The organism is Cellulosimicrobium sp. 72-3, from assembly GCF_013127315.1.
Taxonomy (GTDB): domain Bacteria; phylum Actinomycetota; class Actinomycetes; order Actinomycetales; family Cellulomonadaceae; genus Cellulosimicrobium; species Cellulosimicrobium funkei.
In genome coordinates this window covers 2,533,378-2,549,066 of sequence record NZ_CP053419.1, presented here as the reverse complement: position 1 = coordinate 2,549,066, position 15,689 = coordinate 2,533,378, and the positions used below count along the sequence as shown (strand labels likewise).

The following is a 15,689-nucleotide window of genomic DNA, read 5'->3' as shown; positions in this document are numbered from 1 at the left end:
CACCCTACCGAGGAGTTCCGACACGACGGTCCCGGCGCGTCCGCCCCACCGCCGGGGCGCCCGTCACGGGCGGCGGAGCTCCGCGGGCAGGTCGTCCCGGTGGCGGACGGCGAGCGACGTCACCGCGCGGGTCAGGCAGACGTACAGCCGTCGCAGCCCCGTGACCCGGTCGGGCTCGCCCCGGACGACGCCCTCCGGGTCGTCCAGCACGACGTGGTCGAACTCCAGCCCCTTCGCGAGCGACGCGGGCACGAGGTCGAGGCGCGCGTCGAACTCGACCGCGCCGTCGTCGTCCGACGCCTCGCCGACGACCGCGAAGGCGAGGCCCGCCGCGGCGAGCGCCGCGCGCGCGGCGTCCGTGCCGGCGTCGGGCACGATCAGCCCGACCGACCCCTCTCGGGCGAGCGCCGTGCGGACCAGGTCCACGAGCGGCCCGGTGGTGAGGACGAGCTCGCCCCGCGCCCGGCGGACGGCGACCGGCGGGTCGAGGTCCGGCGCGATCGAGGGGAGCAGGCGGGCCGCGTACTCGATGACGTCGCCGGGGACGCGGAAGCCGGCGGTGAGCTGCTCCACGTGGCCGTCGGGCTTGCCGAGGTGCGTCAGCGCGTCGGTCCACGAGGAGACCCCCCACGGCGTCGTCGCCTGGGCCAGGTCGCCCAGCACCGTCAGCGAGCCGGTACGCGCCCGGCGCCCGAGAGCGCGCAGCATCATCGGCGACAGGTCCTGCGCCTCGTCCACCACGACGTGCGCGACCGACGCGCCGCGGGCCAGCAGGTCCGCGACCTCGTCGAGCAGGACGAGGTCGGCCAGCGTCCAGCGGGCCGTGCCCGGTGTCCGGGACGGTCGGGCCGGGCGCAGCAGCTCCTGCTCGGCCGGGGTGAGGACGCCGTCGGCGCTCGCGGCGAGGAACGCGGGGTCGACGAGGAGCCGGTGCAGCAGCGCCGTCGGCGTGACCTTCGGCCACACCGCGGCGGTGTAGTCCCGGACCGGGCGGGTGCGCGCGAGCGCGTCCCACGCCCGCTCGTCGAGCGCCTCGCCCGACTCCTCGATCTGCACGAGGATCCGGTGTGCGAGCGCGTGCCGCAGGTGGTCGCGACCGGCGTCGAAGCGCGGCTCCCGGCCGACCACCTGCGCCACGCACTCGCGGGCCTCGTGCGCGGCGACGCGCCAGCGGCGCGCACCGCGGGGCAGCACGAGCGCCTCGGACGGCTCGACGAGGTGCGACCACACCGCGCGGCGGAGGACCTCGACCATGCGCACGTCGCCCTTGAGCCGCGCGACGTCCGCGGGCTCCGTGCCGCGCAGGCGGCCGTGCGCCGTGACGATCTGCTCGACGGTGGTCTGGGTCGCGTCGACCTCGCCGAGGGCGGGCAGCACGTCGCGGATGTACCGCAGGAAGCTCGCGTTGGGCCCGACGACGGTCATCCCGGCGCGGCTCACCCGCTCCCGGTGGGAGTACAGCAGGTACGCGGCGCGGTGCAGCCCGACGGCGGTCTTGCCGGTGCCGGGCGCACCCTGCACGACGACGGTCCGGTCGATCCCGCTGCGCACGATGACGTCCTGCTCGGGCTGGATGGTGGCCACGATGTCGCGCATCGGCCCGGTACGGGGTCGCTCGATCTCGGCCTCGAGGATCGCCGAGGACTCCGCACCAGGACCCGGGGCGTTGAGCGTCTCGTCCTCGAAGCCCGTGAGGGCGCCGCGCTGGAAGCCGTAGCGGCGGCGGACGGCGACCCCCATCGGCTCGGTGCGCGTGGCGCGGTAGAAGGGCGTGCTCACCGGGGCGCGCCAGTCGACGACGAGCGGGTCGCCCTCGGGGTCGGAGACGTGACGGCGCCCGATGTGGAAGACCTCGGCGGGCTCGTGGCCGGTGCCGTCGAGGTCGATGCGCCCGAAGAAGAGCGGGACCTCGGGGTCGTCGGCGAGCTGGGCGAGCCTGCGGGCGAGCGCCGCCTCGAGGTACTCGGCGCTGACCCGGTCTCCCGCGAGCGCGTCGAGCGACCCGGCCCGCTCGCGCATGCGGGCGAGCTGCCTGCGGGCGTCGGCGAGGAACTCCTGCTCCCGGGCGAGCTCGGCCGACGTGTCGGTGGCGGGTGCCGCGCTCGGGGCGTCGGGGGCGGACGGTTCGGCGGTGGCGGGCACGACAGACCTCCGGGAGCGGGCTTCGAGGGGGCGGGCCATCCTACGGGGCACGACCCGCCGCCGGGACCGGTCGCTGGTCCGCCGAGCCGCCCGGGAGCGGTAGCCTTGCTGGCGCGGACGAGTCGGTCGGACGGTCGCGTCGGGAGGCCTCGTGCCTCCCGCCGAGGAACGTCCGGGCTCCGAAGGGCAAGGTGGTGGGTAACGCCCACCCGGGGTGACCCGCGGGACAGTGCCACAGAGAACAGACCGCCGCGTCGGGAAGGGCTCCGGCCCCGACCGGTGCGGTAAGGGTGAAACGGTGGTGTAAGAGACCACCAGCGGACCGGGTGACCGGTCCGGCTCGGTAAACCCCACCTGGAGCAAGGTCAGACAGACTGTGTCTGAGGGCTGCCCGCCCGATTCTCCACGGAGAAGCACAGTCGGGTAGACCGCTCGAGCCCTGCGGCGACGCAGGGCCTAGATGGATGACCGTCGCCCGCGCGAGGGCGACCTCGCGCGGGAACAGAACCCGGCGTACAGACCGGCTCGTCCGCATCGCACCGCCCGACCTGAGACAGCGGCGCCTCCTCTGGTGCCGTGACGATCGACGCTGACATCGACGACGGCGATGACGACTTCAATGGCGTCGGGTTGTGCCCTGCCCCCCTGGCGCTGACCGTCCCCGGACTGGGGTGAGCCCAGCGCGGACGCCTCCACTCCGTCCACGCCGGGCTCTGCGACAGAGTTACGGCCGCCTCGCATCAGAGACGGCGCGAGCCGGGCACCTACACGCGTCCCCGACCGCGTCGTGTCGAGGGTCGTCAGCCGCCTCTGGACGGCTAGTGCGCTCTGAGCTGCCCTGCTTCGTCGAACCCCAGCCGGGCGGGTGGTGTCTCGCGCATGCGGAGCAGTTCGTCGATGTGAGTCATCAGGAGAGCGAAGCCCGCCCAACGAGGCTCTCGTCCGGGCCAGAGCACCTCGACGTCGTCGGCGACCGCGTCGAGGAAGCGGTTCAGGTCCTCGTCGTCGACGTCCAGGACGATCGGCGGGGCGTACTGCCTGTCGTCCCAGCGGTGGATCTGCGCTCCGTCGGTGGTGACGCGCACGTCGTTGCCGTCGGAGGCCGACTGGAGGGCGAACTGCTCGACGGTTCGGGTGGTCATGAAAACGCAGGGTAGATGGTGCCCTGGTTGCCGGTCGCGGACGACAACGACGACCGGGCGTGCGGGACCGCGACCGCGCCGCCGTCGACGGACGTGTCCGTGATGCTCTCCCCGCCGTCGGGCCAGGCGAGACCGGGCGAGCGCGTGCAGCTCGACGCCGTCGTGCGCAACGGCGGCCCGGCGGGCACGACCGCCGAGGTGCGCTGCACGCCGGCGGCCACCGCCGCGCTCGCCGTCGTGGCGGCGACGGTCCTCACGTGCGTCGTCGGCGACCTGCCGCCCGGCGCCGCGGTGACGTACCGCCTCACGGGCACCGCCACCGGGGCGCCGGGCACGGACCTCGTCGTCACGGCGCGGGTCGCGCACGACGCCCCGGACACCGTCCCGGAGAACGACGTCGCGGCCGCGACGGTCCGTCTGCTGCTCGGAGCGACGCCTCCTCCCGGCCCCGGCCCCGGCCCCGGTCCCGGCCTCCCGCCGTCGGGCCCGGGGGAGGCGCCCGCCGGTGCGGTGCCGGGCTCGCACCCGGCCGCCCCGGGGCCGTCCGCGGGGCCCTCGTACGCCCTCGCCACGACCGCCGGCCTGGCTGCGCTCGCCGCCCTCCTGCTCGGCCTCGGGACGCTGCTCGTGCGCGGGCACGGGAGGGCCGCGCGCGGCCCGGGCGGGCTCGGGCCGCGGCGGCCGCGAGGCGGCGGGACGGCGTGAGCGCCGCGGTACGGCGTTAGGCTGTCGTGCCGCACCCGCCGCGGAGACGCCGGTCCGCCGGCGCGTCCGCCCGCCTCTCCCGGCACCACCGGGAGGACGGGCCCCGTCCTACTCGTGCCGAGGAGCACCATGTCGCACCACGACTCGCACACGCCTCCGCTCGCCTACGTCATCGCCGGTTCCGAGGCCACCGGCGGCGCCGGCATCCAGGCCGACCTGAAGACGTTCCAGGAGCTCGGCGCCTACGGCGTCGGCACGCTCACGTGCATCGTCTCGTTCGACCCGAAGAACGACTGGGGCCACCGCTTCGTCCCCGTGGACCCGCAGGTGATCGCCGACCAGTTCGAGGCGGCGACGGTCACGCACGAGCCCTCGGTCGTGAAGATCGGCATGCTCGGCACGCCCGCGACGATCGACGTCGTCGCCGAGTCGCTGCGCTCGCGCACGTGGGAGCACGTCGTGCTCGACCCGGTCCTCATCTGCAAGGGCCAGGAGCCCGGTGCCGCCCTCGACACCGACACGGCGCTGCGCGCGCAGGTCCTCCCGCTCGCGACCGTCGTCACGCCCAACCTCTTCGAGACGCGCACGCTCGCGGGCGTCGAGTCGATCGAGACCGTCGAGGAGCTCGTCGAGGCGGCGCGCAAGGTCCAGGCGCTCGGCCCGCGCGCCGTCGTCGCGAAGGGGGGCGTCGAGCTGCCCGGCCCCGACGCGGTCGACGTCCTGGTCGACGGCGACGAGGTGCACGTGCTGCGCACCCCGAAGATCGGCGAGGAGCGCGTGAGCGGGGCCGGCTGCACGTTCGCCGCCGCGATCACCGCGGAGCTTGCGAAGGGCGCCTCGGTGCTCGACGCCGCGCGCGTCGCCAAGGACGTCGTCACCGCCTCCATCGAGGACCGCGTGGCGTCGAACGCGCCGTTCGACGCGGTACGGGTCGGCGCGCGCCGCTGACCTCCTGCGGCGTGCCCGGGCCGCGGCCTCACGACCCCGGGCCGACCCGTGCTCGACCAGCGATCACCCCTCGGACGTCTCGACGTCCCCTGACGGTCAAGGAATACTCTCGTCACCGTGAACGACCTCTCCCCTTCGGAACTGTCCCCGTCCCCGGGTGCTGCCGACGGCCCCGACCGGGTCTCCGCCGACGTCTCCGACCTCCCCGACGACACCGGGCACGCCGGGCGCGGCCTCGCGCGCCACGACGTCCCGGGCCCGCTGCGCGACGACGTCCGCCTCCTCGGCGGCCTGCTGGGCACCGTGCTGCGCGAGACGGGCGGCCAGGACCTGCTCGACGACGTCGAGCGGCTCCGCGAGCTCTCGATCCGCGCGTACGACGACCGGTCGGGCGCGGTGCTCGCCGAGGCCGAGGCGCTCGTCGAGGGCCTGTCCATGGCGCGCGCCGAGCAGGTCGCCCGGGCCTTCACGTGCTACTTCCACCTCGCGAACCTCGCGGAGGAGTACCACCGCGTGCGCGTCCTGCGCGAGCGCGAGGCGGAGTTCGCGACCCGCGCCACGACGCCCGACGACTCGCTGCCCGAGGCGTTCGAGCAGCTCGTCGGCGAGGTCGGGCGCGAGGAGGCGCTGCGCCGGCTGCGTCGCCTCGAGTTCCGCCCCGTGCTCACCGCGCACCCCACGGAGGCGCGCCGTCGTGCGGTCTCCGGCGCGGTGCGGCGCATCGCGACGCTCCTCGACGAGCGGGACGCGCAGCGCCTCGGCGGCACGTCGCTCGCGGAGAACGAGCGTCGTCTCCTCGCCGAGATCGACACGATGTGGCGCACCGCCCCCATCCGCGAGCACAAGCCGTCGGTCCTCGACGAGGTGAAGACGGCGCTCGGCGTGTTCGACGCGACGATGTTCGACACGTTCCCCACCGTCTACCGCCGCCTGGACGACTGGCTGCTGGGCGACGAGGCGGGGCGCGAGGAGCCGCTCGTGCGGCCGTTCGTCAGCCTGGGTACGTGGATCGGCGGCGACCGCGACGGCAACCCGAACGTCACGGCCGACGTCACGCGCCAGGCCGCTGCGATCGCCGCCGACCACGCGCTCGCGGCGCTCGAGCAGCAGGCGCGCGCCGTCGGGCGCAAGCTCACGCTCGACCAGGACGGCACGCCGCCGTCGGACGGCCTGCGCGCCCTGTGGGAGCGTCAGCGCCGGCTCTCGGAGGCGGTCACCGTCGCCGCGTCGGAGGCGTCGCCGCGCGAGCCGCACCGTGCGGTCCTGCTCGTCGTCGCGGACCGCATCGCCGCGACGCGGGCCCGCAACGCCGACCTCGCCTACCCGAACGCCGAGCAGCTCGAGTCCGACCTGCGCGTCGTCCAGGAGTCGCTCGTGGCGGCGGGCGCGCCCCGTGCGGCGTACGGGGACCTGCAGCAGCTCGTGTGGCAGGTCGAGACGTTCGGGTTCCACCTCGCGGAGCTCGAGGTGCGTCAGCACTCCCAGGTCCACGAGGGGGCGCTCGCCGAGATCGCGGAGAAGGGCCTGCACGGCGACCTCTCCGACCGCACGCGCGAGGTGCTCGACACGTTCCGCGCGCTCGGCGCGGTCCAGCAGCGCTACGGGATCCGTGCCGCACGCCGCTACATCGTGTCGTTCACGCAGAAGCCGGAGCACCTGGCCGCGGTGTACGAGCTCGCGGAGCTCGCGTTCGAGGGCTCCGACGAGGCGCCCGTGGTCGACGCGATCCCGCTGTTCGAGACCTTCGCCGACCTCCGGGCGAGCGTCGACATCCTCGAGTCCATGCTCACGCTGCCGCAGGTGCAGCGCCGCCTCGCCGAGAACGGGCGCCGCGTCGAGGTCATGCTCGGCTACTCGGACTCGTCGAAGGACGTCGGCCCGGTGTCCGCGACCCTCGCCCTGCACGACGCGCAGAGCCGCATCGCGCAGTGGGCCGAGCGCCACGACATCACGCTCACGCTGTTCCACGGCCGCGGCGGAGCCCTCGGCCGCGGCGGCGGCCCGGCGAACCGTGCCGTGCTCGCCCAGCCCCCGGGCTCGGTCGACGGCCGCTTCAAGCTCACCGAGCAGGGCGAGGTCATCCTCGCGCGCTACGGCGACCCGACGATCGCGTCGCGCCACATCGAGCAGGTCGCCGCGGCGACGCTGCTCGCGTCGGCGCCGTCGACGGAGAAGCGCAACGCCGAGGCGACCGAGCGCTACCGCGACCTCGCGGCCGCGCTCGACGAGTCGTCGCGCCGCCGGTTCCACGAGCTGGTGCGCGCGGACGGGTTCCCGCAGTGGTTCTCGCAGGTGACCCCGCTCGAGGAGGTCGGCCTCCTGCCGATCGGCTCCCGCCCGGCACGTCGCGGCCTGTCGGTCTCGTCGCTCGACGACCTGCGCGCGATCCCGTGGGTGTTCTCCTGGTCGCAGGCGCGCATCAACCTCGCGGGCTGGTACGGGCTCGGCACGGCGCTGCGCGAGTTCGGCGACCTCGAGCTGCTGCGCGAGGCGCACCGCGAGTGGCCGCTCTTCGCGACGCTGCTGGACAATGTCGAGATGTCGCTCGCCAAGACGGACGAGCGCATCGCCGAGCGGTACCTCGCGCTCGGGGACCGCGACGACCTCGCGCAAGCGATCCTCGACGAGCTGCGCCTCACGCGCGAGCAGGTCCTCGCGGTGACGGAGAACGCGTGGCCGCTCGCGGGCCGGCGCGTGCTGGGCCGCGCGGTCCAGCTCCGCAGCCCGTACGTCGACGCGCTCTCGCTGCTCCAGGTCCGCGCGCTGCGCGGCCTGCGCTCCGGCGCGGAGGGCCCCGTGAAGGACGAGCTCCAGCACCTGCTGCTGCTCACCGTCAACGGGGTCGCGGCCGGCCTGCAGAACACCGGCTGAGGTCCGGCGCCCGCCACGACGGCCGTCACGTCGACCCGAGACCGGGTCCGTGGCGGCCGTCGTCGTCTGGACAGCCGTCCAGTTGTTGAATGAATCCTCAACCATCGCCCCGGTGAACGGCCGTCCACGGGGGCCTGGGTAAAGTCTTCGCCAGAGGCCTACCAGCCGACGCTATCCGTGGGGTACTCTGGCGACGACCGACCACGCCGGAGTCCTGCTGTCGCCCGACGACGTACGAGAGCAGGGGGCCGACAGGTCGGGGCGTCGGGCAGGAGGCGCGGCACTCGTCGGGGTGGGCGAGGCAAGGCGGGACGAAGGGCGGGGCAGTGTTGGTACAGGAGCTCGAACGCAGCGACACCGGGGCAGGGACGGGCGGCATCCGGCTGCTCGAGGAACGCGACGCGAGCGTCGTGGACATGTGGGGCGAGATCGACGTCGCCCTGCGCAGCGAGGCGAGCGCCGCGCTCGCCAACGCTCTCGAACGCGACGTACCCGTGGTCATCGACACGTCCAAGGTGACGTTCATGGACTCGACGGGCATCGCTTTCCTCGTGCAGTTCTACACGATCGGCTCCGAGGAGGGGCTGTCCGTGACGCTGCGCAACCCGCCGACGGTCGTCACGGACGTCCTCGAGATGCTCGGCGTCATCGAGATCTTCGGCACCGAGCACCACGAGGTCAGCCCGGCCTGACGGCACCGGCGAGCCCGGCCCCTCCGGACCGGGCTCGCGCCGTGGGCACGATCGTCAGACGGCGTCGGCCGCGAGCGACGCGGCACCCACGATCCCGGCCGCGTTGCGCAGCTGGGCGGGCACGATCGGCGCCCGCAGGTGCAGCAGCGGCAGGAAGTGCTCGTGCTTCTTGCTCACGCCGCCGCCCACGACGATGAGGTCGGGCGAGAACAGGTCCTCGACGACCCCGAAGTAGCGCTGCAGCCGCTCGGCCCACTGGGCCCAGTCGAGGTCCTCGCGGTCACGCGCGGCGTCGGAGGCCCGGGTCTCGGCGTCGTACCCGTCGATCTCCAGGTGGCCGAGCTCCGTGTTGGGGAGCAGGTGGCCCTCGACGAGGATCGCGCTGCCGATGCCGGTGCCGAGCGTCGCGACGAGCACGACGCCGTCCGCGTCGCGCGCGGCGCCGTAGCGCACCTCGCCCACGCCCGCGGCGTCGGCGTCGTTGACGGCGACGACGTGCCGTCCCGTCTCGCGCGCGACGAGCGCCGGGAGGTCGACGCCCGTCCACGACTTGTCGAGGTTCGCGATGAACCGCACGACGCCGTGCTGGAGCGGGGCGGGGAACGCGACGCCGATCGGCACGTCCTGCGGGAGGTCGTAGGCGCCCACGAGCTCGGCGATCACCTCCGCGACGGCCTGCGGCGTCGACGGCTGGGGGGTGGGGATGCGGTGCCGCTCCTGCGCGAACTCGCCCGTGGCGAGGTCGACCGGGGCGCCCTTGATGCCGCTGCCGCCGACGTCGATGCCGAAGGCGGTGCGGGGGCGCGGGCGGTCCGTGGGGGGTGCGGCGTGCGAGTCCTGGTGGGCGTTCATGGCAGTGTGAGGATCTCCGCTCCGTCGTCGGTCACCAGCAGCGTGTGCTCGAACTGCGCGGTCCGCGAGGCGTCCGCGGTGACTACCGTCCACCCGTCGTCCCACATCCGCCACTCGGACGTGCCGAGGGTGAGCATGGGCTCGATGGTGAAGACCATCCCGGGCTCGATCACGGTCGTGTGGTCGGGCGCCGCGTCGTAGTGCGGCACGACGAGCCCCGAGTGGAACGCGCGCCCCACGCCGTGGCCCGTGTACTCGCGCACGACCCCGTACCCGAAGCGGGCGGCGTAGCGCTCGATGACGCGTCCGACGACGTTGATCTGGCGGCCCGGCGCGACGGCCTTGATGCCGCGCGCGAGCGCCTCGCGCGTGCGCTCGACGAGCAGCGTCGACTCCGGGTCCACCTCGCCGACCGTGAAGGTGGCGTTCGTGTCGCCGTGCACGCCGCCCACGTAGGCGGTGATGTCGACGTTGACGATGTCGCCCTCGACGAGCTCGGTGGAGTCCGGGATGCCGTGGCACACGACCTCGTTGAGGGAGGTGCACAGCGACTTGGGGAACCCGCGGTAGCCGAGCGTCGACGGGTAGGCGCCGTGGTCGAGGAGGAACTCGTGGCCCACGCGGTCGAGCTCGTCCGTCGTGACGCCGGGGGCGACGTGGCGCCCGACCTCGACGAGCGCCTGCGCCGCGACGCGCGAGGCCACCCGGATGCGCTCGACGGTCGCGGGGTCGTTGACCTCACTGCCCTGGAAGGGCCGCGGTCCCGGCCGGCCCACGTACTCGGGGCGCTCGATCGTCGTCGGGACCTGCCGCTGCGGCCCCACGACGCCCGGCGTCAGGGGGCCACGGCGCCCGGGGCGTGGGGGAGCGGCGGCGTCGGGCGGGACGGGGGCGGTGCTCATGGTCGCCAGTCTACGAACGCGCGGGCGACGTGGGCGGCCGGCCGGGCCGGGATGGGGGAGGATCGAGGCATGAGCACCGGATCACGCTTCAGCGACGACGGCGAGCCTGCGGCCACGGACGGGTACTACTACGACACGCGCACCGGCGAGGTGCACCGCGGCCCGAGCGCGTCGTGGTCGCACCGCATGGGGCCGTACCCGACGCGCGAGGCCGCTGAGAAGGCCCTGGAGACGGCGCGCGAGCGGACGGACGCCTGGGACGAGGAAGACCGCCGCGAGCGCGAGGAGTGACCCACGCCCCGCCGCCCGGCCCGCGCCGGGTGTGGTCGGGCCGTCTCGGCCTGCTCCTCGCCGGGCTGGCGGTGGGCGCGCTGACGTTCCTCGTCGCGCTGCAGGTCCGCGCCGTGTCGGGGGCCGGCCCGACGACGGTCACCCCCTCGGGCGGTGCCGTGCCGGCCGCGCCCGAGCCCGCGCCGTCGACGGCGTCGCCCGACCCGACCGCCACGGAGACCGGGCCGGCGCCCCCGCTCGCGGGCGTGACGGTCGCCGTCGACCCGGGGCACAACGGCGGTAACGGGGCGAACCCGCTCGTCGTGAACGCGCCCGTCCCCGACGGCCGGGGCGACACGAAGGCCTGCAACACGGTGGGGACGTCCACGGACTCCGGCTACCAGGAGCACGCGTTCACGTGGGACGTGGCGGGACGGCTCGCGGCACGCCTGACCGAGCTGGGCGCAGTCGTCGTGCTCACGCGCCCGGACGACGCGGGCGTGGGCCCGTGCGTCGACGCGCGCGGCCGGTTCCCGCAGGAGAACGACGCGGACGTGCTCGTCTCGCTCCACGCCAACGGCACGGAGGACCGCCGCGCGCACGGGTTCTTCGCGATCGTGTCCGACCCGCCCGTGGACGAGGCCCAGGGGGAGCCGAGCGTCGCGCTCGCGCACGAGCTCGTGGCCGCGCTGACGGCGGCCGGGTTCGCGCCGTCGTCGTCGGTCGCGGCCGACGACGGCCCCGTCCAGCGGCGCGCCGACCTGGCGACGCTCAACCACGCCGAGCGGCCGGCCGTGATGCTCGAGCTGGGGGAGATGCGCAACCCCGACGAGGCCGCGGTCATGGAGTCGGAGGAGGGGCGCCAGCGCTACGCGGACGCCCTCGAGTTAGGGATCATTGCATGGGCCAAGTCGCAGTGACACCCCTCTGAGCGACTCGGGAGATCGTACGACGGGTGTGAACAAGTTCGAGCATCGAACTGTTGGGGGATGGGTTCAGCACGACACTCGGATGGGCGTCGTGTTCTCGCTCGAACATGTGTGTCCACATGGGACGCATATAGGATCGAGCGCATGGCCGAGAAGGTGAGTCGCGCGTCAGCTGAGGAGCGAGTGTCAGAAGCAAAGGCTCGAGTCGATAAACTCAGGGAATTGCTAGAGCGGGAGAATCTAGGTTTCGAATACCGACGAAATGGATTCGCGCTCGCGGTCGAGATGCGAAACGGCAGAAACTCTCGGTCCGTCGTGGTAGACGAGTCATGCTTGGAATCTGTTTCGGAAATACCGCTGGGCAGCATCGTTTTCCTTGGCGACTACGACGCCGTACTCGACACAGAGTCGGGAACGATCGAGGCCGCCCTCCGGTCGGCATCTAGAGGCGTCGCGAGCGCGATCTACTTGCACAGACGACTTGCGCGAACGTCGTCGGTAGCTCCGGTATCGGCCGACGTTGGTGTTGATGTGGACAACGTCAAGACCTGGCAGATCCTTTTGAAGCACCCGAGGCACCCTGTTCGCATTTCGCAGATTTCCGAACAGTTGGCAACTCTATTGAATCCCGCGCGGCCGTTCAAAGACCGGCTCTCCATGAAAATCCCCGTTGATGGGTCGGCGACCCACGATTCCAGTCTTATGCTTCTTGAGTCTCTTGGGCACGCCATCCTATTCGACGTCGATCTTCTGCATGGAATAGCTATCGATTTTTCCAGTCGCAGCCGCCCTCTCGTCGCCAAGCGCAATGAACGCAGCGAAGTTGTGCTGAGTTACCCTAGGCACCAGTATCTTCGGGAGCCGCTCGAGCTGTACCGTTACGGGCAGTCGGCGGATGGCCTTCCTCTCCTGCAGTTCCTTGCTTTCTACCAATCAGTGGAGTACTTTTTCCCTGTCTATGCAGATGGTGCTGCCTTGCGGACTGTGAGAAACGAAGTCGCCGACCCAAGATTCAATCCTCGCGACGACGAGCAGATTGCGAGACTTCTCAGGATCGCTAAATCGGCTTCCGGATTCGCGAGCGAAAAAGAGCAGATGAAGTCAGCCGTCAAAACGGCAACCTCTGTGCCACGATTGAGGGATTTCCTTCGTAGGCATCCAGAACTCGATTACTTCACACAGCGAAAGCAGAAGATTCGCGGGGCTTCGCCATTAAAGATTGACGAGTCGCTGACCGAAGGGGTGGCTGAAAGGCTCTATGCAATTCGTTGTCGCATTGTTCACACAAAACAGAGCGGTGGCGACTCGGGAATTGAACTCCTGCTTCCGTCGAGCGGCGAAGCCGCGGCATTGGGGCCCGATGTTGACTTGATGAGGTTCATTGCGCAATCGGTGTTGTTGGACCAGGCGATTCCCTTAGAAGTTCCCAGTTAGAGGTCATGCTGTGAACATCGCTCGCGTGCCAGTGCTACTTGGGATGACTGTGGGATAGAAGAACGGGGGGTAGTTGGCGAGAGAGCCGCTGCTTCGCTATCGGGCGAAGCTGTGCGCGTCGTCGGGGAAGGTCCCGCCGCGCACGTCGGCGGCGTAGTCGGCCGCCGCCTGGCCGAGCGCGGCGCCGATCTCGGCGTAGCGCTTGGCGAACCGGGGCGACCAGTCCGTCATCCCGGCCATGTCGGTCCAGACGAGCACCTGGCCGTCGCACGCGGCGCCCGCGCCGATGCCGATGGTGGGGATGCGCAGGATCTCGGTGACGCGCGCGGCCACCTCGACCGGCACCATCTCGAGCACGACCGCGACGGCGCCCGCCTCGGCCACGGCGAGCGCGTCCTCGCTGAGGCGCTCCGCGGCGTCGTCGCCCCGTCCCTGGACGCGCGGGCCGCCGAGCAGGTTCTCGGACTGCGGCGTGAAGCCGAGGTGCCCGACGACGGGGATGCCCGCGTCCGTGAGCGCCTGGATCTGCGCCGCGACGCGGCGGCCGCCCTCGAGCTTGACCGCGCTCACGCCCGTCTCCTTGAGGAACCGGACGCCGGTGGCGAGCGCCTGCTCCGGGCCCGCCTCGTACGAGCCGAACGGCAGGTCCACGACGGTGAACGCGCGGCGCGCGGCGCGCGCGACGGCGCGGGCCGGGGGGATGAGGTCGTCGACCGTGACGGGCAGGGTCGACGCGTGCCCGTGCATCGTGTTGCCGATCGAGTCGCCGACGAGCAGCATGTCGATCCCCGCGTCGTCGAAGATGCGAGCGGTCACCGCGTCGTAGGCGGTGAGCATGGTGATCTTCTCGCCGCGCGTCTTGGCCTCGGCGAGGTGGTGCACGCGGACGCGGCGCGGTCCCGTGCCGCCGGTCGCGGCGGGCTCGGGGGCGGTGTGAGCAGACATGACGGCCTTTCCTGGGTGCGGGAGGGGGCGGACGGCGCGCGGGGTGCCGGCGTCGTCAGGCGAGCGGCTCGCGCCAGCGGTTCGTGATCGGCAGACGGCGGTCGCGGCCGAACGCGAGCGCCGTGACCTTCGGTCCCGGCGGGTACTGGCGGCGCTTCCACTCGGCGCGGTCGACGAGCGTGACGACCTTGTCGACGACCTCGGGGTCGAACCCGCGGGCGAGGAGCTCGGCGCGTCCCTCGGCGTGCTCGATGTAGGCGTCGAGGACCTCGTCGAGCAGGTCGTAGGGCGGCAGCGAGTCCTGGTCGGTCTGGCCGGGGCGCAGCTCCGCCGACGGCGGCTTGGTGATCGACGACTCCGGGATGGGCGGGATCTCGCCGCGGTCGAGCGCGGCGTTGTTGCGCCAGCGCGCGAGCTGCCACACGCGCGACTTGTCGACGTCCTTGAGCGGGGCGAACCCGCCGATGCTGCCCGCGTCGTAGATCGTGGCGTACCCGGTCGCGAGCTCGGACTTGTTGCCCGGCGCGATGACGAGGTGGCCCTCGCGGTTGGAGATCGCCATGAGGATCACGCCGCGCACGCGCGCCTGGAGGTTCTCCTCCGCGACGCCCTCGAGCTCGAGCTCGCCCTGGAACGCCTCGACCATGGGCGCGATGGGCTGGACGCGGTAGTCCGCGCCGAGCCGCTTCGCGAGGTCGGCCGCGTCGTCCTTGCTGTGGTCCGACGAGTACCGCGACGGCATCGAGACGCCGACGACGTTCTCGCCCCCGATCGCGTCCGCGGCGACGGCGGCGGTGAGCGCCGAGTCGATGCCGCCCGAGACGCCGAGGACGACCGAGCGGAAGCCGTTCTTGCGCACGTAGCCCGCGAGGCCCGTCACGCACGCCCGGTACACCTCCTCGTCCGGGTGCAGCTCGGGGGCGCGCGGCCCGCGCGGGACGCCGTCGGCGGGGAGCTCCCAGACGAGCAGGTCCTCCACGAACTGCGGCGACGAGGCGACCACCGTGCCCGCGGCGTCGGTGACGAACGAGCCGCCGTCGAACACGAGGTCGTCCTGGCCGCCCACGAGGTTCACGTACGCGACCGGGGCGCTCACCTCGCGCGCGCGGCGCGCGGCGAGGTCCGTGCGGACGTGCCCCTTGCCCACCTCGTACGGCGAGCCGTTGAGCACGAGCAGCAGGTCGAGCCCGTTCCCCGCCTCGTCGAGCGTCGCCATCTCCGCGACGGGGCCGCCATCCTGCCAGATGTCCTCGCAGATCGCGATGCCGACGCGGCGCCCCTCGACCTCGACGACCGTCGTCGTCTCGCCGGGCGCGAAGATGCGGAACTCGTCGAACACGCCGTAGTTGGGCAGGTGGTGCTTGTCGTACGCGGCCTGCACGGCGCCGTCGCGCAGCACGACGGCGCGGTTGGTCGGAAGGTCGGCGGGGGAGCCCGAGGCCTCGCGCTCCGCGGCGCCCGCACCGCGGGGTGCGCCCGAGGTGCCCACGGTGCCGAGCACGACGGTGACCGCGCCCAGCCCCTCGGCGTCGAGGCGCGCCGCGATGTCCGCGGCGGCGTCCCACGCCGCGCGCCGGAACGACGCCCGCAGCGCGAGGTCCTCGATCGGGTAGCCGGTGAGGGTCATCTCCGGGAAGGCGACGAGCTGCGCGCCCGCGGCCGCGGCCTCCCGGGTGCGCTCGAGGACCAGGGCGGCGTTGCCGTCGAGGTCCCCCACGCACGTGTCGACCTGTGCCAGCGCGACGCGCAGATCAGCCATGCGTCCACCCTAGACGAGCAGGGCGGACGGCTCGTCCGGGGGGCCGCCGCGCGGCACGACGTCCAGGACACGACCGTGTCACCCGTTCGTCACACGGA

At 72.8% G+C, this 15,689-nt stretch carries 13 protein-coding genes and 1 other RNA gene; 8 read left to right on the top strand and 6 right to left on the bottom strand.

What is annotated here, in order from left to right:
• Positions 1-63 precede the first annotated feature (63 nt).
• The gene (locus tag HKK73_RS11575) at positions 64-2,142 is read right to left on the bottom strand and encodes an AAA family ATPase (protein WP_171468044.1); all 2,079 of its coding nucleotides are present in this window, start codon (positions 2,140-2,142) and stop codon (positions 64-66) included.
• 118 nt (positions 2,143-2,260) lie between these two features.
• On the opposite strand from HKK73_RS11575, the gene rnpB reads away from it, so the two are divergent.
• Positions 2,261-2,674, top strand: an RNA gene (gene rnpB, locus HKK73_RS11570) — RNase P RNA component class A.
• Positions 2,675-2,960: 286 nt separating this feature from the next.
• Here rnpB and HKK73_RS11565 read toward each other — a convergent pair.
• The gene (locus HKK73_RS11565; RefSeq protein WP_021482872.1) at positions 2,961-3,284 is read right to left on the bottom strand and encodes a hypothetical protein; all 324 of its coding nucleotides are present in this window, start codon (positions 3,282-3,284) and stop codon (positions 2,961-2,963) included.
• A gap of 15 nt (positions 3,285-3,299) precedes the next feature.
• Between HKK73_RS11565 and HKK73_RS19365 the strand changes: the two genes are divergently transcribed.
• From HKK73_RS19365 to HKK73_RS11545, 4 genes are all read left to right on the top strand, one after another.
• A complete protein-coding gene (locus tag HKK73_RS19365; protein ID WP_216607980.1) occupies positions 3,300-3,989 on the top strand; it encodes a DUF11 domain-containing protein in 690 nt (229 codons plus the stop codon).
• Between the two features lie 129 nt (positions 3,990-4,118).
• Positions 4,119-4,937, top strand: a complete 819-nt coding sequence (gene thiD, locus HKK73_RS11555; RefSeq protein WP_021483778.1) for a bifunctional hydroxymethylpyrimidine kinase/phosphomethylpyrimidine kinase — start codon at positions 4,119-4,121, stop codon at positions 4,935-4,937.
• A gap of 261 nt (positions 4,938-5,198) precedes the next feature.
• Positions 5,199-7,808 carry a phosphoenolpyruvate carboxylase gene (locus tag HKK73_RS11550; RefSeq protein ID WP_034653917.1) on the top strand — a complete coding sequence of 870 codons (2,610 nt, stop codon included), beginning with the start codon at positions 5,199-5,201 and terminating at the stop codon, positions 7,806-7,808.
• A gap of 326 nt (positions 7,809-8,134) precedes the next feature.
• Positions 8,135-8,500, top strand: a complete 366-nt coding sequence (locus HKK73_RS11545) for an STAS domain-containing protein (RefSeq protein WP_021482430.1) — start codon at positions 8,135-8,137, stop codon at positions 8,498-8,500.
• A 54-nt stretch (positions 8,501-8,554) separates the two neighbouring features.
• Here HKK73_RS11545 and ppgK read toward each other — a convergent pair whose 3' ends face one another.
• Together ppgK and map are read right to left on the bottom strand one after the other, a co-directional pair.
• Positions 8,555-9,352: a polyphosphate--glucose phosphotransferase gene (ppgK, locus tag HKK73_RS11540; RefSeq protein ID WP_061268591.1), complete on the bottom strand. Its 798-nt coding sequence runs from the start codon at positions 9,350-9,352 to the stop codon at positions 8,555-8,557.
• Positions 9,349-10,254 (bottom strand): type I methionyl aminopeptidase, encoded by a 906-nt coding sequence (gene map, locus HKK73_RS11535; RefSeq protein WP_171468043.1) that lies wholly within the window; start codon positions 10,252-10,254, stop codon positions 9,349-9,351. The genes ppgK and map overlap by 4 nt, the downstream gene beginning before the upstream one ends.
• A 69-nt stretch (positions 10,255-10,323) precedes the next feature.
• On the opposite strand from map, the gene HKK73_RS11530 reads away from it, so the two are divergent.
• The 3 genes from HKK73_RS11530 to HKK73_RS11520 all read left to right on the top strand — a co-directional run bounded on the left by HKK73_RS11530 (position 10,324) and on the right by HKK73_RS11520 (position 12,887).
• The gene (locus tag HKK73_RS11530) at positions 10,324-10,545 is read left to right on the top strand and encodes an SPOR domain-containing protein (protein ID WP_144682218.1); all 222 of its coding nucleotides are present in this window, start codon (positions 10,324-10,326) and stop codon (positions 10,543-10,545) included.
• Positions 10,542-11,444 (top strand): N-acetylmuramoyl-L-alanine amidase, encoded by a 903-nt coding sequence (locus HKK73_RS11525; RefSeq protein WP_171468042.1) that lies wholly within the window; start codon positions 10,542-10,544, stop codon positions 11,442-11,444. The genes HKK73_RS11530 and HKK73_RS11525 overlap by 4 nt, the downstream gene beginning before the upstream one ends.
• A gap of 153 nt (positions 11,445-11,597) precedes the next feature.
• A complete protein-coding gene (locus HKK73_RS11520; RefSeq protein WP_171468041.1) occupies positions 11,598-12,887 on the top strand; it encodes a hypothetical protein in 1,290 nt (429 codons plus the stop codon).
• Between the two features lie 96 nt (positions 12,888-12,983).
• On the opposite strand, the gene panB is transcribed toward HKK73_RS11520, so the two are convergent.
• Both panB and HKK73_RS11510 read right to left on the bottom strand, forming a co-directional pair.
• On the bottom strand, positions 12,984-13,832 hold the full coding sequence (gene panB / locus HKK73_RS11515; protein ID WP_034653916.1) for a 3-methyl-2-oxobutanoate hydroxymethyltransferase: 849 nt from the start codon (positions 13,830-13,832) through the stop codon (positions 12,984-12,986).
• Positions 13,833-13,887: 55 nt separating this feature from the next.
• Complete coding sequence (locus HKK73_RS11510) at positions 13,888-15,591, bottom strand: NAD+ synthase (RefSeq protein WP_171468040.1); 1,704 nt, start codon at positions 15,589-15,591, stop codon at positions 13,888-13,890.
• Positions 15,592-15,689 lie beyond the last annotated feature (98 nt).

Excerpts from the sequence above, each read along its gene's own strand:
- HKK73_RS11510 (WP_171468040.1), bottom strand. The coding sequence starts at position 15,591 with ATGGCTGATCTGCGCGTCGCGCTGGCACAGGTCGACACGTGCGTGGGG.
- HKK73_RS11520 (WP_171468041.1), top strand. The coding sequence starts at position 11,598 with ATGGCCGAGAAGGTGAGTCGCGCGTCAGCTGAGGAGCGAGTGTCAGAA.
- map (WP_171468043.1), bottom strand. The coding sequence starts at position 10,254 with ATGAGCACCGCCCCCGTCCCGCCCGACGCCGCCGCTCCCCCACGCCCC.
- ppgK (WP_061268591.1), bottom strand. The coding sequence starts at position 9,352 with ATGAACGCCCACCAGGACTCGCACGCCGCACCCCCCACGGACCGCCCG.
- thiD (WP_021483778.1), top strand. The coding sequence starts at position 4,119 with ATGTCGCACCACGACTCGCACACGCCTCCGCTCGCCTACGTCATCGCC.
- panB (WP_034653916.1), bottom strand. The coding sequence starts at position 13,832 with ATGTCTGCTCACACCGCCCCCGAGCCCGCCGCGACCGGCGGCACGGGA.
- HKK73_RS19365 (WP_216607980.1), top strand. The coding sequence starts at position 3,300 with ATGGTGCCCTGGTTGCCGGTCGCGGACGACAACGACGACCGGGCGTGC.
- HKK73_RS11530 (WP_144682218.1), top strand. The coding sequence starts at position 10,324 with ATGAGCACCGGATCACGCTTCAGCGACGACGGCGAGCCTGCGGCCACG.
- HKK73_RS11565 (WP_021482872.1), bottom strand. The coding sequence starts at position 3,284 with ATGACCACCCGAACCGTCGAGCAGTTCGCCCTCCAGTCGGCCTCCGAC.